We start from the raw sequence: 22204 nt of genomic DNA, 5'->3' as shown, positions 1-22204 counted from the left end.
GTCTTCCTCGCCGACGGCCGCATCGTCGACGAACTCCCCAACCCCACCGCCGACACCGTCCTGGACCGCATGCGCCGCTTCGACGCCAAGGGCCGGACGAGCTGACGCTCCGCCGGCAGCAGCCCGTCCCTTCGTAGACTTCAGGACACCCCATGTATCGCACCGCACTGCGCAACGTGCTGGCCCACAAGGGCCGACTGCTGATGACGGCGCTGGCCGTCATGCTGGGCACCGCCTTCGTGGCCGGCACCATGGTCTTCTCCGACACCTTCGGCAAGGCCATGCAGGACAGCAACTCCAAGAGCTACTCCGACATTTCGGTCCAGATCGTCGACCGGGCGGCCGGATCCTCCGCCTCCGCCCGGGAGAAGAGCGAGAAGAGCGCGGCCACCCTGACCGACGCCACCGTCCAGCAGCTCGGCGCGCTCCCCGGGGCCGCCTCGGCCCGCGGCGTGGTCAGCGGGTTCACCGGCGTCGCCGACCGGAGCGGCAACCTGATCGGCCAGGCCTGGTCCGCGAAGGGCGCCAACTTCGCGCCCGGCACGGACGGCAAGGACGCCCGCTACCCGATGGCGGAGGGTCAGGGCCCGAAGACGTCCAAGGAGATCGCGCTCGACCGCAAGACCGCCGACAAGGGCGGCTACAAGGTCGGCGACACCGTGCGGTTCGCCTCCAACGGCCCGGTGACCGAGGCCAAGCTCACCGGCGTCTTCACCACCGACGACCCGGTGGTGAACACCGGCGGCACGCTCACCCTCTTCGACCGCGCCACCGCCCAGCAGTTGCTGCTGGAGCCGGGCCGCTACAGCAGCGTCGTGCTCGCCGCCAAGCCCGGCACCACCGAGACGGCGCTGCTCGCCCAGGCCCAGCCGAAGCTCCCGGCCGGTCAGCAGATCGACGCCGAGACCGGTCAGCAGCTCAAGGACGACGAGCAGAAGATGATCACCAGTGGCACCGACGGCATGCGCACCATGCTGCTCGCCTTCGCCGGGATCTCGCTCTTCGTCGGCATCTTCATCATCGCCAACACCTTCACCATGCTGGTCGCCCAGCGCACCAAGGAGCTCGCCCTGCTGCGGGCGATCGGTGCCAGCCGCAAGCAGGTCACCACGTCCGTGCTGATCGAGGCCCTGGTGATCGGCGCCCTCTCGGCCGCGGCCGGCCTGGTGGTCGGCGTCGGGATCGGCGCCGGGCTGCAGTCCCTGATCCACTCGCTGAACGACGGACTGCCCACCGGCTCGCTGGTGATCAAGCCGATGACCGTGGCGGTCACCCTGGTGGTCGGTGTCCTGGTCACCGTCCTGTCCGCCCTGCTGCCCGCGATGCGCGCCTCGAAGATCGCCCCGGTGGCCGCGATGAGCAGCGGCGACCAGCCGAGCAGCCAGAAGAGCCTGCTGGTGCGCAACGCCATCGGTTCGGTCCTCACCGCGGGCGGTGGCGTGCTGATCGCCTACGGTGCCTCCACCGGCACCAGCGACGGCCGCGTGCCGGTCACCCTCGGCGCCGTGGTCGCCCTGATCGGCATCTTCATCCTGCTGCCGCTGCTCTCCCGTCCGGTGATCGCCCTGATCGGCCCGGTGCTCGGCAAGCTGGCCGGCACGCCCGGCAAGCTCGCCCGGCAGAACGCCGTGCGCAACCCGCGCCGCACCGCGGCCACCGCGGCCGCCCTCACCATCGGCCTGACCCTGGTCACCGGCCTGACGGTGATCGGCGCCTCGGTCGGCGGAGCCCTGGACAAGGCCGTCACCAGCTCCATGAAGGCCGACTACCTGGTCTCGACCGCGAACCACATGAGCCTGTCGCCGAAGATCCCGGCCGAGGTCGCCAAGACCGCCGGCGTGACGGCCTCCTCGCCGCTCACCATCGTCTACTGGGACCTGAACGGCATGAACAGGTCGATCACCGGCCTGAACGCGGACAGCTTCGACAAGCTGGTCTCGGCCAAGCTGACCAGCGGCTCGGCCGCCAACTTCGCCCAGGGCCAGATCCTGATCGACGCGGACGTCGCCAAGAAGAACAACGCCACCGCCGGCTCGACCCTGACCGTCACCTACCCGGACGACTCCACGGGCCGGGTCACCGTCGGCGGCGTCTACGAGACGAGCGCCATGCTCGGCCCGGTCCTGCTGGCCAACAGCGAGATCGTCAAGCACGAGCCCGAGCCGTACATCAGCGATGTCCTGGTCAAGGGCGCCGACGGTGCCACCGACTCGCTGAAGCAGGCCCTCAAGGACGCCACCGGCGCCAACCCGGTGATCGAGGTCAAGTCCAAGCAGGACGTCCGGGACGACTTCAGCCAGATCATCACCTTCGCGCTGAACATGATGTACGGCCTGCTGGCGATGTCCGTGCTCGTCGCGGTCCTCGGTGTGGTCAACACGCTGGCCATGTCGGTCTTCGAGCGCAAGCGCGAGATCGGGATGCTGCGGGCGATCGGCCTGGACCGCGGCGGCATCAAGCGGATGGTCCGCCTGGAGTCCGTGGTGATCTCGCTCTTCGGTGCCGGCATCGGTCTCCTGCTCGGCTGCTACATGGCCTGGGGGATCCTCGGCACGCTGAAGTCCAGCATGGCGGGCCTGACCACGGTGCTCCCGTACGGGCAGCTGCTGCTCTTCCTCGCCCTGGCCGGTGTGGTCGGCCTGGTGGCCGCGATCTGGCCGGCCCGCCGGGCGTCCAAGCTGGACATCCTGGCGAGCATCAAGACGGACTGACCGCCGGCGCCGGGCCCCGCACCGGCGCCGCACACGGGAAGACCCCCACCGGAGGGTTCGGTGGGGGTCTTCCCGTACTTCTGTACTCCGCCCGACTCGCACAGCCGGCTGAGCACCACGGAGGTCGTGGTCCGGCGACGCTGCCGGGCGGAGGGCCTCCGACTCATTTCCCGGTGCTCCCACACCGGGATCTCAGTCGCTTACTTGCTGGCGAGCTCCTTGTCGGCGGCCGGCTTGGCGGCCTCGACCGGCTTCGGCGCGGGCGCCGCCGCCTCCTGGAACGCCTCGAACGGCTTCTCCATCTGGGCCAGGCCGACGGCCTCGCGCTTCAGGAACACGGCCAGGGTCCAGTCGGTGAAGACGCGGACCTTGCGGTTCATGGTCGGGACCATGGCGCCGTGGTACAGGCGGTGGAACCACCAGGCCGGACGGCCCTTCAGCTTGTACTTGCCGAAGAGGATCGCCACACCCTTGTGCAGGCCGAGACCGGCCACCGCACCGAGGTTCTTGTGCTTGTACTCGGCCTGCGGGAAGCCGCGCATGCCCGAGATGACGTTGTCGCCGAGGACGGCGGCCTGACGGACGGCGTGCTGCGCGTTCGGCGGGCACCAGGCGCCCTCGCCGGCGGCGAGGTCCGGCACCTGGGCGTTGTCGCCGGCCGACCAGACGTAGTCGAAGCCCTTGACCTGGAGGGTCGGGGCGGTGTCGACGTGGCCGCGCGGGCCCAGCGGCAGGCCGAAGTTGGCCAGCACCGGGTTCGGCTTCACGCCGGCCGTCCACACGATGGTGGAGGCATCGGCCTCGACGCCGTTCTTCAGCACGACGTGCTGGTCAACGCAGGAGTCCATCGAGGTCTCGATGTAGATCTCGATGTTGCGCTCTTCGAGCTTCTCCTTGGTCCACAGACCGAGGTCCGGGCCCATCTCCGGGAGGATGCGGTTGGCCGCCTCCACCAGGATGAAGCGCATGTCGTCACGGCTGACGGTCTTGTAGATCTTGGCGGCGTCGCGCGCCATGTCCTCGATCTCGGCGATCGTCTCGACGCCGGCGAAGCCACCGCCGACGACGACGAAGGTCAGCGCCTTGCGGCGGATCGCCTCGTCCGTGGTGGACTCGGCCTTGTCCAGCTGCGCCATGACGTGGTTCCGGAGGCTGATGGCCTCCTCGACCGTCTTCATGCCGATGCCGTGCTCCGCCAGACCCGGGATCGGGAAGGTGCGGGAGACCGAGCCGGTCGCGACGACCAGGTACTCGAAGGGCAGCTCGTACGAGTCGCCGGCCGCCGGCTGGATGGTGGCGACCTTGCGGGCGTGGTCCACACCGGTGACAGCACCGGTGAGCACCTCCGCCTTCTTGAGGGCGCTGCGCAGCGGCGCGACGAGGTTGCGGGGCGCGACGTTGCCGCCGGCCGCCTCGGGGAGGAAGGGCAGGTACGTCATGTACGACCGCGGGTCGACGACCGTGACGGTCGCTTCGCCATAGCGCATCTTCTTGAGGATGCGCATCGCGGCATACAGGCCGACGTAACCACCGCCGACAATGAGGATGCGAGGACGCTCCGTGGTGCTCATATCCGAAAGTATCCAGCACCGTCCGGAGCAGCCTTCGTGAGGCCGGTCACAAGCTCCTGGACACCCCGTGCTACACTTCGCGGCCACTTTGGCGGCCCCGGGCGGCCGCCTCACGGCCCACCCGCCCCCGCGGTGCGGATGCGGGCCCGAACGGCCCGGCTGAGCAGCAACGATCCATGGCGCGCCTGGGTTCCCGCGCGTGATTTCGATTTTCAAACCTGTGCGGGAGCGTCACCTGCGATCCAACGGCCGACACGGCGGGTAGGCCTTCGGTCCCACATTTCGGACGTAGCGGACCGGCAGGCGCGACGAATGAGCGGAACCTCATGTGAAGAAATTCACGAACTTTTCCGCGGGGCCCCGGGCGCGCCCCGGCCCCGGACCCCTCGAAGGGGTTCCGGGGCCGGTTCGGTAAGGCTCACGCCCGGTCAGGACGCCATACTCCAGGCGATGCCGTCCAGGATGTCGTGTTCGCTGACGACCAGCTCGGCGGCGCCGGTCCGCTCCATGATCTCCAGCAGCTCCAGCGCGCCGGCCGCGATCACGTCCACCCGGCCGGGGTGCATCGACGGGATCGCCGCGCGCTGGGCATGGGTGGCGGAGAGCAGCTCGGCCGCGATCCGGGCCACCTGCTCCCGGCCGATCCGCGAGTGGTGGATCCGCTCGGAGTCGTAGACCGGCAGGTCCTGGACGATCGCGGACACCGTGGTGACCGTCCCGGCCAGGCCGACCAGGGTGGCCGCGCCGGTCAGCGGGACGACCTCGGCCGCCTTGTCCAGCTCGGCCCGGACGTGCGCCCGCGCCTCGGCGATCTGCTCGGCCGAGGGCAGCTCCGCGCCCTCGAAGTGGCGCTCGGTCAGCCGGACGCAGCCGATGTCGACCGAGCGGGCCGCCTGGACGTCCTCGGCCCCGAGCACGAACTCGGTGGAGCCGCCGCCGAGGTCGAAGACCAGGTACGGCGCCGGGAACTGCCCGCCGCCGAGCTCCTTGGTGGCGCCGACGAAGGACAGGTGCGCCTCCTCCTCGCCGCTCACCACCTCCGGCCCGACGCCCAGGATGTCGCGCACGCCCTTGGCGTACTCGTCACTGTTCTCGGCGTCCCGGGAGGCGCTGGTGGCGACGAAGCGGATCCGGTCCGGACCCACCCCGAAGCCGGAGATGACCTCGGCGTACTCGCGGCAGGCCGCGAAGGTGCGCGCCAGCGCGTCCGGGTGCAGCCGGCCGGTCCGGTCCACGCCCTGGCCCAGCCGGTTGACGATCATCCGGCGGTCGAGGTCGGTGATCGCCCCGGTCTCCGGGTCGAGGTCGGCGACCAGCAGACGGATCGAGTTGGTGCCGCAGTCGATCGCGGCGACCCGGGTGACGCTCATGCGCCGGCCTCCTCGGCATTCTCCTGCGCGGCCCGCTTGGCGGCGCGCTCGGCGGCCTTCTGCTGCTTGGCGGCGATCACGGCCTCGTGGTCCTGGTCCTTGGCACGGTTCCTCGCGACCCGCCGGCCGGCGGCCTCGACCTCGGCGGCGGAGACGCAGGGGCCCTTGGCCCACCAGTCCTCCAGCATGCCGATCGCCTCGTCGCCGAGCGGGTTGACGCCCTCGCCGGCCGCCAGCGAGTGGCCGACCAGCACGTGCAGGCACTTCACCCGGTCCGGCATGCCGCCGGCGCTCGGGAAGCCCTCCAGCACCTCGATGGCGTCCCGGCGGGCGATGTAGTCCTCGTGCGCCTTCTGGTAGGCCGCGGCCAGCTCCGGGTCCTCGGCGAGCCGGGCGGTCTGGTCCTTCATCACGCCGTCCGCCTCCAGCGTGCCGATCAGCGAGGCGGCCTTGGGGCAGGTCAGGTAGTACAGCGTCGGGAACGGCGTGCCGTCCGCGAGCCGGGGGGCCGTCTCCACGACGTCGGGGTTGCCGCAGGGGCAGCGGTGCGCCACCGAGCGCAGGCCGCGCGGGACCCGGCCGAGCTGCGCGGCGATGGCGGCGACATCGGTGTCGGAGACGGAGGGGTGGTTCTCAGTGGTCATGGGGGGAGCTGGCTCCAGCAGAGGCAGGGGCGGGTGGAGAGGGCGGGGCGACGGCGGCGGTGTCGGCGGCGTCCACCGAGTCCCAGACGCTCGCGTACCAGGGCTTGGCGGCCTTCGCCGGCCCGGCGGCCGTGCCGTCGGACGAGGCGGGCGGGGCGACGGAGGACGGGGTGGCGCCCTGGCCCGCCGGATCCACCGCAATGTACGGGGTCTCCCCCGGCATCGCGTAGTGCAGCCGGTCGCGGGCCTGCGCCTTGACGTACTCCGGGTCCTGCCAGCGGGCCTTCTCCCGGCGCAGCTGCTCCACCTGCTGGCGGGCGTGCTCGGCCTTCGCCCGCTGGGCGGAGATCTCGGAACGCTGGGAGATGAACTGCCTGGTCGGATAGGCCAGGATCGCCACCAGGGAGCAGAGCACCAGGACAAGGACGGTCGCCCGGCTCGTGAAGCGAGGCCGGGCGGCAAAGCCCGGGATCCTCCAGCCTGCCATCTCCCGTATCCCCTCCTGGTCGCGACGGTGCCCCGCCGTCCACCCTACGGGGTGAACGGCGGGGCACCGGTCAGGCTTGCGCTACTGGGCGCGCTCGGCCCTCGTACTCGGCCGCGGCGACTCTGCCCGGCGCCGCTGCCCGACGAGGACTACTCGGCGGAGCGGAAGCGCGGGAACGCGCCGCGGCCGGCGTACTCGGCCGCGTCGTCGAGGATCTCCTCGATGCGCAGCAGCTGGTTGTACTTGGCGACGCGCTCGGAGCGGGCCGGGGCGCCGGTCTTGATCTGGCCGCAGTTGGTGGCGACGGCGAGGTCGGCGATGGTGACGTCCTCGGTCTCACCGGAGCGGTGCGACATCATGCAGCGGTAGCCGTTGCGCTGCGCCAGCTCGACGGCGTCCAGGGTCTCGGTCAGCGAACCGATCTGGTTCACCTTGACCAGCAGCGCGTTGGCGGTGCCGGTCTCGATGCCCTTGGCCAGGCGGGCCGGGTTGGTGACGAACAGGTCGTCACCGACCAGCTGGACCTTGTCGCCCAGCTTGACGGTCATGGCCTTCCAGCCGTCCCAGTCGGACTCGTCCAGCGGGTCCTCGATGGAGACCAGCGGGTAGGCGGCGACCAGCTCGGCGTAGTACTCGATGAGCTCGGCGGCGGAGATCGCCTTGCCCTCGAACTGGTAGGCGCCGTCCTGGTAGAACTCGGAGGCGGCGACGTCCAGGGCGAGCGCGATGTCCTTGCCGGGCACGTAGCCGGCCTTCTGGATGGCCTCGGTGATGAGGTCCAGGGCCTCGCGGTTGCTGTCCAGGTTCGGCGCGAAGCCGCCCTCGTCGCCGAGGCCGGTGGACAGGCCGCGCTCCTTCAGCACGCCCTTGAGGGTGTGGTAGACCTCGACGCCCCAGCGGACGGCCTCGGAGAAGGACTCCGCGCCGATCGGAGCGATCATGAACTCCTGGATGTCGACGTTGGAGTCCGCGTGCGAGCCACCGTTGAGGATGTTCATCATCGGGACCGGCAGGACGTGCGCGTTCGGGCCGCCCAGGTAGCGGAACAGCGGCAGGTCGCTGGCCTCGGAGGCGGCGTGCGCCACGGCCAGCGAGACGCCCAGGATCGCGTTGGCGCCGAGCGAGGACTTGTCCGGGGTGGCGTCCAGGTCGAGCATGGCCTGGTCGATCAGGCGCTGCTCGGTGGCGTCGTAGCCGACCAGCTCGGGGCCGATCTGCTCGATGACGGCCAGGACGGCCTTCTCCACGCCCTTGCCGAAGTAGCGGTTCTTGTCACCGTCGCGCAGCTCCAGCGCCTCGAAGGCACCGGTGGAGGCACCCGACGGGACAGCGGCACGGCCGGTGCTGCCGTCGTCGAGGCCGACCTCGACCTCGACCGTGGGGTTGCCACGCGAGTCGAGAATCTCACGGGCTACGACGACATCGATGGACGGCACGAGGCATCTCCTAGCGGAAGCAGGTCCGGCTGACGATGGGTGCTGTCGGCCGGACGATTGCGGAGTCGTTACGAACCAGAGCCTAACCGCACGGGCTCTCGGGACCACGTCGACCTCGGTCCCGTCTCAGGGTGTGGCCCGGCTACCCCCCAGTAGTTCACCTGGTTGCCCCAGGAAAACGGACCAGATGCGGACGAAGGGGGCCCGATCGGCCCCCTTCGTGGAATCACCGCGCCGATCGGCGTCAGCCGAGGTCGAGCACCTGGCCCGGGAGGATCAGGTTCGGGTCGGTGCCGACGGCGCCGCGGTTGCCGTCGTACAGCGCCTGCCAGCCGCCGGACACACCCTGGGCGGAGGCGATGGTCGACAGCGTGTCACCTGACTGGACGGTGTAGCCGTGGCCGGCGCGCTGCTGGGCCGCGGCGGGGGCGGCCGGGGCCGGGGCGCCGTGGGCGGCGGCCGGACGGCTGTCCTGGCCGGCGGACTGACCCGCGTACTGCTGGTAGACGCCCTGGTGGCTGGTCCAGTACCAGGCGCCGTCGCTCTGGTACCAGAAGACCTTCGCGTCGGCGTCCCAGCCGGACTGGCCGGAGAAGCCCGGGGTCTGGGCCTCCTGGTACGCGTCCTGCTGGGCCGGCTTCGGCGCGGGCTTCTGGGCCTGCTGCTGCGCGGGCTTCTGATCGGCCTTCGGCTGGGCCGGCTTCGACGTGGCGGGCTTCGACGCGGTCGGCTTGGCGTCCGAGGAGGAGTCGACCGACGCCGGGGCACCGCCCTTGCTCAGACCGGCCTTCTGGGAGCAGACCGGCCAGGCGCCCGGCCCCTGCGAGTCGAGGACCTTCTCGGCGACCGAGATCTGCTGCGCCCTGGTGGCCTGGTTGGCCTGCGGCGCGTACGCGGTGCCGCCGTACGCCTTCCACGTGCTGGGAGTGAACTGCAGGCCACCGTAGAAGCCGTTGCCGGTGTTGATGCCCCAGTTGCCGCCGCTCTCGCACTGGGCGACCGCGTCCCAGGTCGAGGCCGGGGCGGCGGAGGCGCCGGCGGCGGTGAGGAGCGGCAGCGCGAGCCCGACGCCGGCCACACCGGCCACGGCGATGGCCTTCTCGGTCTGGGTACGACGGCGATGACGGCCGGTTCCGACGAAGAGCATGGGGAAGTCCCTCTCCGCACGCCTGCGAGGTGAGCTGTCGGGTTCGGACCGGGAGGTGGCCCGGCCGCGTGGCGCGGAGGCTTTCTGCCCGCGCGGGCGGCTTCACCCCAAGCCGTGGGGGACGGCAACAAACCTGGTTCCCCCGCCCCTGCCCAAGGGTTCTGGTCGGTTTCCCGTGACGCGGCGGGCAGGATTCGGCGTTCCGCGCACGAGGTCCGCAGCTGCGAACTCCAGGGAGGGTAGACAGATCCTCACATCAATAACAAGCTCATATCGCAGGTATCACACATAAATTACGGCGCGTGGCCGATCGCCTACCAACGACGGGCCTATGTCCTGGTTGATGGTGGTTCATGCCCCTTGCTCGGGCGTGGCGGCGACACCCCGTCAGCGCGCCCGTTGCCCGAAGGGGCGGCATCGGGACACGGTTGGGGGCATCGCCGAGCGGATTGCCCGGAGTCCGGCCTAGGGTTCTTCGGACCGCTTCTCGGGAGTGAATTCCACCGGGAGGTCGCGAAGTCCACGCATGATCAGGCCACCGCGCCAGCGGAGGTCCTCCGGGCTCTCGGCGAGTCGCAGATCGGGCAGCCGGGTGAGCAGGGTGGCGAGCGCCGCCCGCCCCTCCAGGCGGGCCAGCGGAGCGCCGATGCAGTAGTGGATGCCGTGCCCGAAGCCCAGGTGCGGATTGTCGGTCCGGGCCAGGTCGAGGGTGTTCTCGTCGGCGAACCGCGCCGGGTCCCGGTCCGCCGCCGCGAGCACCACCAGCACCGGGTCGCCGACCGGGATCTCCACCCCGCCGATGGTCAGCGGGCTGGTCGCGAACCGCCAGGTGGCGAGCTCCACCGGCCCGTCGTAGCGCAGGAGTTCCTCGACCCCGGTCTCCAGCAGGCCGGTCTCGCCACGGGCGATCGAATCCTGCAGCAGCGCCCGCTGCCCGGGGTTGCGGAGCAGGGCGTAGGTGCCGTTGCCGATCAGGTTGACGGTCGTCTCGAAGCCGGCGAAGAGAAGGATGAAGGCCATCGCCGCGGCCTCGTTCTCGGTCAGGTGCTCACCATGGTCACTGGCCCGGATCAGGCCGGAGATCAGGTCGTCGCCGAGATCGGCCCGCTTGCGGTGGATCAGCTCCGCCAGATAGGCGCGCATCCGCTTGACGGCGCGCCCGACTCCGCCGCGCTGCCCCCCGCCGTGGCGGATCATCATGCCCGCCCAGTCCCGGAAGTCGTCCTGGTCCTCGGCCGGCACGCCGAGCAGGTCGCAGATCGCGTAGATGGGGAGCGGGAAGGCGAACTCGTGGATCAGGTCCGCCGAGCCGCGCCGCGCGAAGCCGTCGATCAGCCGGTCGGTGAGCTGCTGCACCCGGGGCTCGAACTCGGCCACCCGGCGCGGGGTGAACGCCTTCGAGACCAGTCGGCGCAGCCGGGTGTGGTCCGGCGGGTCGATGTTCAGCAGGTGGGTCATCAGATTGGCCTGACGCTCGCCCGGGATACCGACCCGGCCGGTGCGGTGGGCATGCCCGCTGTGGTGGAGCGGGTTCTTCGAGAGCCGGCTGTCGGCGAGCGCCTGCCGGGCGTCCGCGTACCTGGTCACCAGCCAGGCGTCGACCCCGCTCGGCAGGGTGGTGCGGTGCACCGGCTCGTGCTCCCGCAGCCACGCGTACGCCGGGTACGGGTCGGCGGCGAACTCCCAGGTGAAGAGCGGCGGGCGGGCTGAATCGGGCTGAACTGGCATGTGTCGACCGTATCCGGTGGGGATCCTGGACGCGGCAGGCGTGAGCCTGGTCACCTGAGGGGTAATCCCTGTTGCGGGGGATCAGGACCTGCCTACGATCCTCCGCAAGCAAAACGCGTGGGCGCCGGTGCGGAGCCGCCCACAGGGAGGAGCGCACCATGCGGGTCACCGGGGCAGTCGTGGTCATCGCCGTACTCACCGGCGGGTCGGGAGCCGACCTCGCCCGCCGGTTCACCGCCGCGGGCGCCGCCGGCGTCCTCATCGCCGACCAGCAGGTCGGCATCGCCGAGGACCTCGCCACCGAGCTCGACCGGCCGGGCTGCCCGGTCGTCGGCGTCTGCGGGGACATCCGCCGCCCGAGCGACATCGCCGCCCTGGTCGACACCGCCGAGAAGCACCTCGGTCCGATCGACCTGTTCTGCGTGGCCGGGCCGGAGGGCGAGCGCGTCGTCTCGCTCGCCGAGCTGCCCGACCACCTCGACCTGGAGCGGCTCGCCGAGTTGCTCGCCCTGGTCGGCGAAGCGATCGCCGAGGTGGTCGGCGGGGTCGTCCCGGCGCAGCGCCGTGCGGTGGAGGACGTCGCGACGGTCTGACGGGCACGGCGGCGGGGCGGCCGGGCCGGCCCGGGCTTGACGGGCCGGTAGGGCCGGTCTGTGCCGGGCGGGGCCGCCGGGCTCGTCAGCCTGTTCGGGCTGCTCGGGCTGCTCGGGCTACTCGGGCTGGAGGCCCTCGGCCGCGCGCACGGCGTCCCGGTAGCCGCGCGCGGCCGCCCGAAGCGCGGCGTCCACGTCCACCCCGGCGTCGTGCGCCCGCTGCGCCACGGCGAGCAGCAGCCTGCCCGCCGACTCCCCCGTGAGCTCCGCGGGCAGCTCGTAGGGCGCGTCCGGCACCCCTGTGAACCCTGCCCGGCGCACCCGGGACACCAGCTTCGCCGCGTACGCCAGCGCCGGCAGCCCGGCCGGCACACCGTCCAGCACCGACTCGCGCTCCGACTTCTCGGCGGCCTTCAGGGCCTCCCAGTTCGCCTCCACCTCGGCGGAACCCTCCGCCTCGACGTCCCCGAACACGTGCGGGTGGCGGTACATCAGCTTCTCGACGATGTCGCCCGCCACGTCGTCGACGGAGAACGCGTCGGTGGGGTGCTCCTCGGCGATCCGCGAGTGGAAGAAGACCTGGAGCAGGACATCGCCCAGCTCCTCGCGAAGCGTTCCGCGGTCCCCCTCCTCGATCGCCTCGACCAACTCGAACGCCTCCTCGACCAGGTACTTCACCAGGCTGGCGTGGGTCTGCTCGGCGTCCCAGGGGCAGCCGCCGGGCGAGCGCAGGCGGTCCATCACCGAGACCAGGTCCAGCAACCGCGCGCCCGGCAGGTCGTAGGAGCCGGGCAGCACCTCGATCTCGGGCACCTCACCCGCGCGCTCGACCGCGAGGCGCGCCAGCGCGTCGGTGAGCCCCGGGTCGCCGTCCGGGCCGCCCAGCCAGACCGTGGGACCCGCGGCCGCCGGCTGCCCGGTCAGCAGCCGGGCCAGCGTCGGCGCGGAACCGGGCGCCACCACCTCCACCTCGACCCCGGCCTGCCGTACCGCCGGGAGCTGCGGGTGCGCGGCGTCGCCGGCGAGCACCCGCCCGGCCGACCGCAACGCCTCCCAGGCGGGCCAGGCCAGCAGGCCGGGGGCCACCCGGTGGGTGGTGGTGAGCAGGATCAGCTTCGCGCCCGGAGGATTCGTCACACCCCGAACCTACCCGCCCCCGGCAACGCCCCGCCTCCACGTTTCCGCCCCGGCCCGGGGCCCCGCCGCCCGGGCGGCGGGCGGTACGGGCGGGGGCGGTACAGTCGGGGGCACGGGCCCCGGCTGCCCACTCGTACCCGCTGGCCTACGGGGCCAGCCAGGGCGGGGCGTCGGGGAGGAGGGCGACCCGGTCGGCGCTCCAGGTGCCGTACCGGGGGTTCACGCGCAGGTGGAGCGCGGCGGCGGCGTCGGCCAGGGCGCGGCGGACGGCGGTGTCGCCCGCCGGGGTGCCGGCGTCCTGGCCGGCAGCGGCGGCGAGGCGGCTGACACCCAACCGGCGCCGGAAGTAGTCGTCGATCCCGGCACCGGGCGCACCCCGGGCGGCCATCACCCGGGCGAGCGGACCGGCACCGCCGTACCGGTCCTGCTCCGCCGTCCGGGCGGCCACCACCTCGTCGTCCCGCACGGCGAGTCCGCGGTCGGCCACCGCGCGGGCGATCACCGCGTCGAGCACCAGGTCCGTGACGGCGCTCCGGACCAGTCCGTCCGGCTGCTGCCCGGCGTCCGCGGAGGCACCGCCGGCCGTACGGCGCAGCTCCGCGACCCGGGCCTCCACCACCCCCACCGGGATCCGCCGCCCGTCCAGCACCGCCGCCGTACCCGGTGTCAGCCCGTCGGCTCCGCAGGCGGACAGCGCCGAGGCGGCGAGCAGGACGCCAACGACGGCGGTCCGACGGTGCATGGCAGGTCTCCGGGATGGGGTGGCGCGGTGTCCGGGCCGCCTTCCCCCGAGCGGCCCGACGTTGTCCCGAGAGTAGGGCGGCCGGGCCTTCGCCGCGCGGACCGTGACCCGAACGGGTCACCCGGCGTGCGGAGGTCACCCGGCGTGCGGCGGCTGTCAACCCTGACGATCGTCCAGGTCTCCCCCTGCCTTTCGCCCCGGGTCCCGGGACCCCGCCCGCCCCTACCGTCCTGACCATGACGAACACGGCCGGGAAGAGAGCGACCGGGACGAGAACGATCGACGGGAGGACAGCCGGCACGACAAGGGTCGGCACGGGAAGGACGGGCACGACCGGCGCCCGGGTGGCTGGGGCGGTGGCGCTGCTGGGTGCCGGCGCCGGAGTGGTCTTGTGGCTGGCGCCGGCCCGCGCCGAGGAGGACGCTCCGGCGCGGGTGACCGCCGGCGTGTCCGTCACCGGATACCGATGGGCGGCCGACGTCGTCGCCGACGCGCCGCACCGGATCGGCACACTGCTGGAGCCCGCCACCGAGGCCGGACTGCTGGTGCTGGGACTGCTGCTGGTGCACTGCTGGTGGACGGCCCGCGGCCGGCGCGCGGCCGACCTGGTCGCGGGGGTCGCGCTCACCGGCCTCGGCACGGTCCTCGCGTACGGGGCGAGCGAGGTGCTGAAGGTCGTGATCGACGAGGAACGACCCTGCCGCGCGCTCCGCGCGGCGGTGTCCGGCGCCGTGTCCGCCCGGTCGGTCGTCGCGCAATGCCCACCACCGGGCGACTCGTCGTTCCCCAGCAACCACGCGACCCTCGCCGCCGCCCTGGCGACCGGCCTGGTCATGCTGCGCCCGCGCTGGGCCCCGCTGGTCGTCCCGGTCGGTGTCGCGACGGCCGCGCTGCGGGTGGCCGCCGGGGTGCACTATCCGCACGACGTGGCCGCCGGGGTCGCTCTGGGCGGAGCGATCACGGCGGCGGTGGTCGTCGCGCTGCTGCCGCTCGCCACGGCGGCGGTGGCGTCGCCGGCCGGTGGGCGGCTGCTGGGCCCGCCGCGGGCCGCGCCGCCGTCAGGCGCGCGGACCTCCCGCGCACGCTCCGCCGGTGGTCAGACCGGCCTCGTGTGCGAGGACAGCGGCGGCCGCCCGGTTGGCCACACCGAGCCGCGCCAGGATCGAGCTCACATGGGCCTTCACCGTGCCCTCCACCACCCCGATCCGGCGGGCGATCTGGCCGTTGGACAGACCGGCGGCGATCAACACCAGCACGTCCCGCTCCCGGGTGGTCAGAGCGGCCACCTGTTCGCGGGCGGTGGAGCGGCGGTCGGCCGGCCCGCCGGCTCCGGCGGAGGCGAGGTGGGCGACCACGCGCGCGGCCACCTTGGGTGAGAGGTACGCGGCGCCCTCCGCCACCGCCCGCACTCCGGCGATCAACTCCTCCGGCTCACCGGACTTGATCAGGAACCCGTTGGCACCACCGGCGAGCGCCCGCAGGATGTAGTCGTCCTCGCCGAAGGTCGTCAGCATGACGATCCCGGTGGCCACACCGGTGCGACGGATCTCGGTGGCGGCGGTGATGCCGTCCGTGCCGGGCATCCGGATGTCCAGCACGACGACATCGGGGCGATGGCGGCGGACCAGCTCGACGGCCTCCCGGCCGTCCCCGGTCTCGGCGACGATCACGATGCCCGGATCGGTGGTGAGCACCGCGCGGATGCCGGCGCGGACCATCGGCTCGTCGTCGGCGATCACCACCCGGATCGGTGTACCGGCCACGACCGGTTCGCCGCCGCTCATCCGGCGCTCACGCGACCAGAGCGTCCAAGGAGACCAGCACGCCCTCCCGGAAGCAGAGCCGGTACGCGTCGCCGGATCGGTCGTCGTTGAACGGCGCAGCGGTGATCGCGTAGTACTCGCACGTCACTCCTTCTCCCCGGGGTGGCGGGTTCCCCACGGATGGATGGTACGGAAACTGATGGGCAGGCAGAAACGGTTGGGCCGTCGCGCGGTCCTGGCCGACCCGCAGCGACGCGTAGTCCGCCGGGTCCAGTACGGCCCGGCCGGCGGAGTAGATCACCCACCCCCGCAGGACTGCGGTCAGCACCAGCACGGTGACCAGCGGCACCAGCACGGTCGCCGCCATCATCCGGCCCACCCGGCGGCGGGCGCGGCTCAGTTCGCGGGCCGGTGACACCGGGACGGGCCCCGGGGCGGCAACGGCGGTCGAGGAGGAGCGCGGAAGAAACGCGACCACCTCGAACCCGCCGCCGTCGCCGCGCGGACCGTGCCGGAGCGTACCGCCGGCCAGTCTGACCCGCTCGGCCAGGCCGATCAGTCCACGGCCGGCCCCGACCGGTGCGACCGGCGGGCCCACCGGTGACGGACCGTTCACCACCTCGACGCGGGCCCCCTCCGGGCTGTGGGCCACCCGCACCGTGACCGGCGCGTGCGGGGCGTGCTTGGCCGCGTTCGTCAGTGCCTCCTGGGTCACCCGGTACGCGGCGTGCTCGGCCGCCACCGGCGGGAAGGCCTACAGCGAGACGCCGTGGAGCAGCGCCAAGGTGGTCGACGCCCAAGGGCAGGCCTACGGGCCGAACCTGGCCGACACCAAGGCCGGCCCGTCCTTCCAGACCCCCACCAACATCGCCGCCGGCGAGACGGGCAAGGGCTTCATCGCCTTCGAGGTGCCCACCGACGCCAAGCTCGACAAGGTCCAGTTCGCCCTGGACAGCGGCTTCGCCGACCAGGTCGGCCAGTGGAAGATCGGCTGACAGCCGCGTTCACACCCGTGCCCGGCACGCCATGCGCGCAGCACCCCGGCACCCGGCACCGGGCGCACCCGGCGCCCGGCACCCCGCCACCCGCACACCCGGCCCCCACCCGCCGGAGCCCCCGCCGCACAACACAGCGGCGGCCTCGGGCGCCATCGCCCGAGACCGCCGCAGGACCCGCCGGAGCGGACCGCTACTTCTTCGCCCCCGCCAGGTCGTCGAACATCGTGGAGAGGAACTCACGGCACCAGCCGAGGAGTTCCCGCCCGACCAGCGGCTTGCCGCCGATCCGCCCGGTGGCCGGCCGGGGCACCAGCAACTGCTGGGCGGCCGCCTTCACCTGGCTGCGCGGGTAGAGCCGGTTCAGCCGCAGCTGCTGCGACTCGCGCAGCTCCACCGGCCCGAACCGGACGTTGGCGCCCTGCAGCGTGATGTCCGCGATGCCGCACCGGCGGGCGTACAGCCGCAGCGCCGCCACCAGCAGCAGGTTCTCCACCGGCTCGGGCAACTTGCCGTACCGGTCGACCAGTTCGTCCCGGACCTGCTGGATGTCCTGCTCCGAGTTGACCGCCGCGATCGAGCGGTACGCCTGGAGCCGCAGCCGCTCGCCCGGCGCGTAGTCGTGCGGCACATGGGCGTCCACCGGCAGCTCGATCTTGACCTCCAGCGGCTCCTCCTCCGGCTCACCGCCACCGGCCAGCGACTCCCGGAACTCGGCCACCGCCTCGCCGACCATCCGCATGTAGAGGTCGAAGCCGACCCCCGCGATGTGCCCGGACTGCTCGCCGCCGAGCAGGTTGCCGGCGCCGCGGATCTCCAGGTCCTTCATCGCCACGTACATACCGGCACCCATCTCGGTGTGCTGGGCGATGGTGGCCAGCCGCTCGTGCGCCGTCTCGGTCAGCGGCTTCTCCGGCGGGTACAGCATGTACGCGTAGCCGCGCTCGCGCCCACGGCCGACCCGGCCGCGCAGCTGGTGCAGCTGGGAGAGCCCGAAGGTGTCACCGCGCTCGACGATCAGGGTGTTGGCGTTGGAGATGTCGATGCCCGACTCGACGATCGTGGTCGAGACCAGGACGTCGAACTCCTTCTCCCAGAAGTCGACGACCACCTTCTCCAGCGCGGTCTCCCCCATCTGCCCGTGCGCGGTGGCGACCCGCGCCTCGGGAACGAGCTCCTTCAGCCGGGCCGCCGCCCTGTCGATCGACTCCACCCGGTTGTGGATGTAGAACACCTGGCCCTCGCGCAGGAGTTCACGACGGATCGCGGCCGAGATCTGCTTCTCGTCGTACGGGCCGACGAAGGTCAGCACCGGGTGCCGTTCCTCCGGCGGGGTGGTGATGGTGGACATCTCCCGGATACCGGTGACCGCCATCTCCAGGGTGCGCGGGATCGGCGTGGCGGACATCGTCAGCACGTCCACGTTGGCACGCAGCTTCTTCAGCTGCTCCTTGTGCTCGACGCCGAAGCGCTGCTCCTCGTCGACGATGACCAGGCCGAGGTCCTTGAACCGGGTCTCCGAGGAGAACAGCCGGTGGGTGCCGATCACGACGTCCACCGAGCCCTCGAAGAGCCCCTCCAGCACGGCCTTCGCCTCGCCGTCGGTCTGGAACCGGGAGAGCGCCTTCACCGACACCGGGAAGTTGGCGTACCGCTCGGCGAAGGTGGAGAAGTGCTGCTGCACCAGCAGCGTGGTCGGCACCAGCACCGCCACCTGCTTGCCGTCCTGCACCGCCTTGAAGGCCGCCCGCACGGCGATCTCGGTCTTGCCGTAGCCGACGTCGCCGCAGATCAGCCGGTCCATCGGGACGGACTTCTCCATGTCCGACTTGACCTCGGCGATGGTGGTGAGCTGGTCCGGCGTCTCCGCGTACGGGAAGGCGTCCTCCAGCTCGCGCTGCCACGGGGTGTCCGGGCCGAAGGTGTGGCCCGGCGCGGCCATCCGGGCCGAGTACAGCTTGATCAGGTCGGCGGCGATCTCCTTGACCGCCTTCTTGGCCCGCTGCTTGGTCTTCGCCCAGTCCGCGCCGCCGAGGCGGTGCAGGGTCGGGGCCTCGCCGCCGACGTACTTGGTGACCTGGTCCAGCTGGTCGGTCGGCACGAACAGCCGGTCACCGGGGTGGCCGCGCTTGGCCGGCGCGTACTCCAGCACCAGGTACTCGCGGGTGGCACCCTGCACCGTGCGCTGCACCATCTCGACGTAGCGGCCGACACCGTGCGCCTCGTGGACGACGTAGTCGCCGGCCGCCAGCGCCAGCGGGTCGATCGCGTTGCGCCGCCGGGAGGGCATCCGGCGCATGTCCTTGGTGGAGGACTTCTGCCCGGAGAGGTCGGTCTCGGTGATGACGGTGAGCTTGAGCGCCTCGTCGACGAACCCGTGCTCGATCGATCCGCAGGAGACGTACACGACGTCCCTGGTCGGCGCCTCGGCGAGGTCGGCGACCAGCCGGGCCGGGATGCCCTCGTTGCCGAGCACCTCGGCGAGCCGGGAGGCGGGGCCGTGGCCCTCCGTCACCATGACCACCCGCCAGTCGGCGGCCAGCCGCTCCTTGGCGTCGGCGATCGCCCGGGCGGTGTCCCCCCGGTAGGCCTCGACCGCGTGCATGCCCAGGGTCAGGGTGTTGACGTCGAACTCCAGCACCTCGCTGATGCTGGACTCGCTGGTCGCGAACGGACTGACCGACCACCAGGGCAGGCCGATCTCGGCGGCGTGCTCACGCACCTCGGCGAGCGAGCGCAGCGAGGCGGCCGAGACGTCGATCTCCTCGACGTCGATCGGCCGGTCCCCGCCGGCGGCGGCCGCCACCCAGGACGCGTGCAGGAACTCCTGACTGGTCGCCACCAGGTCGGCCGCCCGGGTGCGGACCCGCTCCGGGTCGCAGACCACGGCGACCGAGCCGAGCGGCAGCACGTCCACCAGCAGCTCCATGTCGTCCACCAGGACGGGCGCCAGCGACTCCATGCCCTCGACCGCGATCCCCTCGGCGATCTTGTCGAGGATCTCGGCCAGCGCCGGATGCTCGGCGGACAGCTCGGCGGCCCGCGTTCGCACCTCGTCGGTCAACAGCAGCTCACGGCAGGGCGGCGCCCAGAGGCCGTGCTCGGCGATCTCCAGCGAGCGCTGGTCGGCGACCTTGAAGTACCGGATCTCCTCGACGTCGTCGCCCCAGAACTCCACCCGCAGCGGGTGCTCCTCGGTCGGCGGGAAGACGTCCAGGATGCCACCGCGCACGGCGAACTCGCCGCGCTTCTCGACCAGTTCGACCCGGGCGTAGGCGGCCGCCGACAACCGCCGGGCCACCGACTCCAGATCGTGCGACTCGCCGCGTTGGACGGCCACCGGCTCCAGCTCGGCCAGCCCCTTGACCTGCGGCTGGAGCACCGAACGGACGGGGGCCACGATCACCTGGACCGGACCGGCCGCCGGGTCGTCCGCCCGCGGGTGCACGATCCGGCGCAGCACCGCCAGCCGGCGGCCGACCGTGTCCGAACGCGGCGAGAGCCGCTCGTGCGGCAGCGTCTCCCAGGCCGGGTACTCGGCGACCGCGTCGGGCGGCAGCAGCGAACGGAGCGAGGCGGCGAGGTCCTCGGCCTCCCGGCCGGTCGCCGTGACGGCCAGCACCGGACGGCCCCGCTCCCCGGCCGCCTGCGCGGCCAGCGCGCGGGCCAGCGCGGCGATGGCGAACGGCCTGGCAGCGGGCGGGCCGACCAGGTCAAGGTGGTGGCGGCCACCGGCCGCGGTACCGATCGCGGTCGCGGCCTCGATCGCCTCGGCGAGCGCCGCGTCCCGCGCGACGACATCGAGCAGTCCGGTCAGGCTCATCAGGAGTCTCTTCTTCGTGCCGTGGCTGGTGCTGCCCCCGGGCGGCACCAGCCTGCCGGGGCAACGCGAACGGCCCGGCGCGCCGAGCGGCCGGGGGTCTCCAGCCTACGCCGCAGCGCCGACACGCACGCGGCGCACGGGCCCGGCGGGGCCGGAGTACGGGCGGGGCGCGCGTGCGGCACCACCGGATCACCACCCGGGCGTCGCCCGGACGGGGACGAAGCACCGGCCGCACGCTGCGGCTCGACCTCCGCGATCTGCCACGAACTGGACATACTCCTGTCACTGCCCGTCCATGGAGATCGCGCACCATAGTGACTGTGCCCGCCGCACCCAACCGTGGGGGATGGCTGCGGTGGCACAGTCGCACACCCGATGGGGGTCGGGGGTGCGAGGCCGGGCGACCCTGGGTGGGGGCGCCCGCCCAAGCGCCGGGAACCGTGGCGCCCTTTCCTGGAGGGCGCCACGGGTCTCGGCCTCTTTCATTGGTGCCGGCCCCGCGCGTCGCGCGCCCGTTCCACACCTCGCGCCCCTCCCCGCACGCCGGCCCCACGCCCGCCTCCCCCGCACGCCGGCCCCGCGCCCGGCGCGTCACAGATCCGCCCAGTTCGCCGAAAAGCCACGCGGCCCGACGCCGCTCCCTACCCTGTGGTGAAGGCCGTGTGGGGATGCCCCGGAGGGGACCAGGGGGCGTCGCGATGGAGGGGGTTCTTCGTCATGCGCGTTGTCATCGCAGGTCAGGGCTATGTGGGGCTGCCGCTGGCGGTCCGGGCGGCCGAGGTGGGCTACCAGGTGGTCGGCTACGACGTGGACGAGCGCAGGATCAAACGGCTGGCCGTCGGCGAGTCCTATGTCGAGGACATCCCGGCCGCGCGGCTGCGGCCGCTGCTGGAGAGCGGCGCCTACCTTCCCTCGGCCGATCCGGCCGACGTGGCCGGCTTCGACATCGCGGTGATCACGGTGCCGACGCCGCTGCGCGACGGGGTGCCCGACCTCTCCTACATCGAGTCCTCGGCCCGGCTGCTCGCCCAGCACCTGCGCCCGGGCGCGACCGTCGTCCTGGAGTCCACCACCTATCCGGGCACCACGGAGGAACTGCTCGCGCCACTGCTGGAGGAGGGGTCGGGGCTGGCCGCCGGCCACGACTTCCACCTCGGCTACAGCCCCGAGCGGATCGACCCGGGGAACCCGACCTGGCGGCTCGAGAACACCCCGAAGGTGGTCTCCGGTGTCGACCCGGCGGCGCTGGAAGCCGTCGAGGGCTTCTACGGACGGCTGGTCGAGCGCACCGTTCCGGTCTCCTCCTGCAAGGAGGCCGAGCTGACCAAGCTGCTGGAGAACACCTTCCGGCACGTGAACATCGCCCTGGTCAACGAGCTGGCGATGTTCGCCCACGACCTCGGCATCGACGTCTGGGAGGCGATCGACGCCGCCTCCACCAAGCCGTTCGGCTATCTGCGCTTCACCCCGGGGCCCGGGGTCGGCGGGCACTGCCTGCCGATCGACCCCTCCTACCTGTCCTGGCGGGTGGAACGGGCGCTCGGCCAGTCGTTCCGCTTCGTCGAGCTGGCCAACGACGTGAACAGCCACATGCCCGACTACGTGGTCCGCCGGCTCGCCGAGGCCCTGAACGAGCGGCAGCGCTCCGTCAAGGGCTCCCGGGTGCTGCTGCTCGGGCTCGCCTACAAGAAGAACACCGGCGACGCGCGGGAGACACCGGCCGCCCGGGTCGCCGAGCTGCTGACCCGGATGGGCGCCGAGGTCCGGGCCGCCGACCCGCACGTGGTCGTCGGGGTGCACGTCCCGGAGCCCGTGATCCCGGGGCAGCGGGCCGCCGAGCTGGATCGGCACGGCGATCCGTTCGCCGCCGTCCGTCGGGTCGAGGCGACGCCGGAGGAGTTGGCCGCGGCCGACGCGGTGGTACTGCTCGCCGATCACGACGAGTTCGACTACGAGGCCGTCACCACGCACGCCCGGTACGTGCTGGACTGCCGCCGCCGGCTCACGGGCGCGGCGGTCGAGGTGCTCTAGTCGAGGTGCTCCGGAGGGGCCGGCCG

At 72.5% G+C, this 22204-nt stretch carries 16 protein-coding genes, 2 pseudogenes and 1 riboswitch; of the genes and pseudogenes, 6 read left to right on the top strand and 12 right to left on the bottom strand.

Features of this window, described 5'->3' with window-relative positions; all coding sequences use genetic code 11:
• Nucleotides 1-105, top strand: a pseudogene (locus tag ACIQTO_RS15840) (ABC transporter ATP-binding protein); the annotation flags it as partial.
• Nucleotides 106-152: 47 nt separating this feature from the next.
• On the top strand, nucleotides 153-2711 hold the full coding sequence (locus ACIQTO_RS15835) for an ABC transporter permease (RefSeq protein WP_402388147.1): 2559 nt from the start codon (nucleotides 153-155) through the stop codon (nucleotides 2709-2711).
• Nucleotides 2712-2911: 200 nt separating this feature from the next.
• Here ACIQTO_RS15835 and ACIQTO_RS15830 read toward each other — a convergent pair whose 3' ends face one another.
• The 7 genes from ACIQTO_RS15830 to ACIQTO_RS15800 form a co-directional block, all read right to left on the bottom strand.
• Nucleotides 2912-4282: an NAD(P)/FAD-dependent oxidoreductase gene (locus tag ACIQTO_RS15830; RefSeq protein WP_380580151.1), complete on the bottom strand. Its 1371-nt coding sequence runs from the start codon at nucleotides 4280-4282 to the stop codon at nucleotides 2912-2914.
• Between the two features lie 428 nt (nucleotides 4283-4710).
• Complete coding sequence (locus ACIQTO_RS15825) at nucleotides 4711-5652, bottom strand: exopolyphosphatase (RefSeq protein WP_402388146.1); 942 nt, start codon at nucleotides 5650-5652, stop codon at nucleotides 4711-4713.
• Nucleotides 5649-6314 carry a DUF501 domain-containing protein gene (locus tag ACIQTO_RS15820; protein ID WP_402388163.1) on the bottom strand — a complete coding sequence of 222 codons (666 nt, stop codon included), beginning with the start codon at nucleotides 6312-6314 and terminating at the stop codon, nucleotides 5649-5651. Before ACIQTO_RS15820 ends, ACIQTO_RS15825 begins: the two co-directional genes overlap by 4 nt.
• Nucleotides 6286-6783: a septum formation initiator family protein gene (locus ACIQTO_RS15815; RefSeq protein WP_402388145.1), complete on the bottom strand. Its 498-nt coding sequence runs from the start codon at nucleotides 6781-6783 to the stop codon at nucleotides 6286-6288. The genes ACIQTO_RS15820 and ACIQTO_RS15815 overlap by 29 nt, the downstream gene beginning before the upstream one ends.
• 149 nt (nucleotides 6784-6932) lie before the next feature.
• Complete coding sequence (eno, locus tag ACIQTO_RS15810) at nucleotides 6933-8219, bottom strand: phosphopyruvate hydratase (protein WP_402388144.1); 1287 nt, start codon at nucleotides 8217-8219, stop codon at nucleotides 6933-6935.
• Nucleotides 8220-8463: 244 nt separating this feature from the next.
• Nucleotides 8464-9366 carry a transglycosylase family protein gene (locus ACIQTO_RS15805; protein WP_402388143.1) on the bottom strand — a complete coding sequence of 301 codons (903 nt, stop codon included), beginning with the start codon at nucleotides 9364-9366 and terminating at the stop codon, nucleotides 8464-8466.
• A 5-nt stretch (nucleotides 9367-9371) separates the two neighbouring features.
• Nucleotides 9372-9543, bottom strand: a riboswitch (cyclic di-AMP (ydaO/yuaA leader).
• Nucleotides 9544-9831: 288 nt separating this feature from the next.
• Nucleotides 9832-11094 (bottom strand): cytochrome P450, encoded by a 1263-nt coding sequence (locus ACIQTO_RS15800; RefSeq protein ID WP_402388142.1) that lies wholly within the window; start codon nucleotides 11092-11094, stop codon nucleotides 9832-9834.
• Nucleotides 11095-11252: 158 nt separating this feature from the next.
• Between ACIQTO_RS15800 and ACIQTO_RS15795 the strand changes: the two genes are divergently transcribed.
• Nucleotides 11253-11687 (top strand): SDR family NAD(P)-dependent oxidoreductase, encoded by a 435-nt coding sequence (locus tag ACIQTO_RS15795; protein ID WP_402388141.1) that lies wholly within the window; start codon nucleotides 11253-11255, stop codon nucleotides 11685-11687.
• A 117-nt stretch (nucleotides 11688-11804) separates the two neighbouring features.
• On the opposite strand, the gene ACIQTO_RS15790 is transcribed toward ACIQTO_RS15795, so the two are convergent.
• Nucleotides 11805-12824, bottom strand: coding sequence for a MazG family protein (locus ACIQTO_RS15790; RefSeq protein ID WP_402388140.1), 1020 nt, complete (start codon nucleotides 12822-12824; stop codon nucleotides 11805-11807).
• A 145-nt stretch (nucleotides 12825-12969) separates the two neighbouring features.
• Nucleotides 12970-13566, bottom strand: a complete 597-nt coding sequence (locus tag ACIQTO_RS15785) for a hypothetical protein (protein WP_402388139.1) — start codon at nucleotides 13564-13566, stop codon at nucleotides 12970-12972.
• Nucleotides 13567-13802: 236 nt separating this feature from the next.
• On the opposite strand from ACIQTO_RS15785, the pseudogene ACIQTO_RS15780 reads away from it, so the two are divergent.
• Nucleotides 13803-14531, top strand: a pseudogene (locus tag ACIQTO_RS15780) (phosphatase PAP2 family protein); the annotation flags it as partial.
• Between the two features lie 93 nt (nucleotides 14532-14624).
• Here ACIQTO_RS15780 and ACIQTO_RS15775 read toward each other — a convergent pair.
• A complete protein-coding gene (locus ACIQTO_RS15775; protein ID WP_402388138.1) occupies nucleotides 14625-15350 on the bottom strand; it encodes a response regulator in 726 nt (241 codons plus the stop codon).
• A gap of 7 nt (nucleotides 15351-15357) precedes the next feature.
• A complete protein-coding gene (locus ACIQTO_RS15770) occupies nucleotides 15358-16044 on the bottom strand; it encodes a hypothetical protein (RefSeq protein WP_402388137.1) in 687 nt (228 codons plus the stop codon).
• Between ACIQTO_RS15770 and ACIQTO_RS15765 the strand changes: the two genes are divergently transcribed.
• Nucleotides 16013-16324 carry a DUF4352 domain-containing protein gene (locus ACIQTO_RS15765; RefSeq protein ID WP_402388136.1) on the top strand — a complete coding sequence of 104 codons (312 nt, stop codon included), beginning with the start codon at nucleotides 16013-16015 and terminating at the stop codon, nucleotides 16322-16324. The two genes, ACIQTO_RS15770 and ACIQTO_RS15765, sit on opposite strands and share 32 nt — an antisense overlap.
• Before the next feature lie 193 nt (nucleotides 16325-16517).
• Here the strand turns inward: ACIQTO_RS15765 and mfd are convergent, their stop codons facing one another.
• The gene (gene mfd, locus ACIQTO_RS15760) at nucleotides 16518-20147 is read right to left on the bottom strand and encodes a transcription-repair coupling factor (RefSeq protein ID WP_402388135.1); all 3630 of its coding nucleotides are present in this window, start codon (nucleotides 20145-20147) and stop codon (nucleotides 16518-16520) included.
• A gap of 717 nt (nucleotides 20148-20864) precedes the next feature.
• On the opposite strand from mfd, the gene ACIQTO_RS15755 reads away from it, so the two are divergent.
• A complete protein-coding gene (locus ACIQTO_RS15755; RefSeq protein ID WP_402388134.1) occupies nucleotides 20865-22178 on the top strand; it encodes a nucleotide sugar dehydrogenase in 1314 nt (437 codons plus the stop codon).
• Nucleotides 22179-22204 lie beyond the last annotated feature (26 nt).

The organism is Kitasatospora sp. NPDC091207, assembly GCF_044768625.1.
Lineage (GTDB): Bacteria > Actinomycetota > Actinomycetes > Streptomycetales > Streptomycetaceae > Kitasatospora.
This window is presented reverse-complemented; position numbering and strand designations above follow the sequence as displayed.

Bases quoted from the DNA above. Each gene is read 5' to 3' on its own strand.
- ACIQTO_RS15785 (WP_402388139.1), bottom strand. From the start codon at position 13,566: ATGCACCGTCGGACCGCCGTCGTTGGCGTCCTGCTCGCCGCCTCGGCG.
- ACIQTO_RS15795 (WP_402388141.1), top strand. From the start codon at position 11,253: ATGCGGGTCACCGGGGCAGTCGTGGTCATCGCCGTACTCACCGGCGGG.
- ACIQTO_RS15755 (WP_402388134.1), top strand. From the start codon at position 20,865: ATGCGCGTTGTCATCGCAGGTCAGGGCTATGTGGGGCTGCCGCTGGCG.
- ACIQTO_RS15830 (WP_380580151.1), bottom strand. From the start codon at position 4,282: ATGAGCACCACGGAGCGTCCTCGCATCCTCATTGTCGGCGGTGGTTAC.
- ACIQTO_RS15825 (WP_402388146.1), bottom strand. From the start codon at position 5,652: ATGAGCGTCACCCGGGTCGCCGCGATCGACTGCGGCACCAACTCGATC.
- ACIQTO_RS15835 (WP_402388147.1), top strand. From the start codon at position 153: ATGTATCGCACCGCACTGCGCAACGTGCTGGCCCACAAGGGCCGACTG.
- ACIQTO_RS15815 (WP_402388145.1), bottom strand. From the start codon at position 6,783: ATGGCAGGCTGGAGGATCCCGGGCTTTGCCGCCCGGCCTCGCTTCACG.
- ACIQTO_RS15775 (WP_402388138.1), bottom strand. From the start codon at position 15,350: ATGAGCGGCGGCGAACCGGTCGTGGCCGGTACACCGATCCGGGTGGTG.
- ACIQTO_RS15800 (WP_402388142.1), bottom strand. From the start codon at position 11,094: ATGCCAGTTCAGCCCGATTCAGCCCGCCCGCCGCTCTTCACCTGGGAG.
- ACIQTO_RS15805 (WP_402388143.1), bottom strand. From the start codon at position 9,366: ATGCTCTTCGTCGGAACCGGCCGTCATCGCCGTCGTACCCAGACCGAG.
- mfd (WP_402388135.1), bottom strand. From the start codon at position 20,147: ATGAGCCTGACCGGACTGCTCGATGTCGTCGCGCGGGACGCGGCGCTC.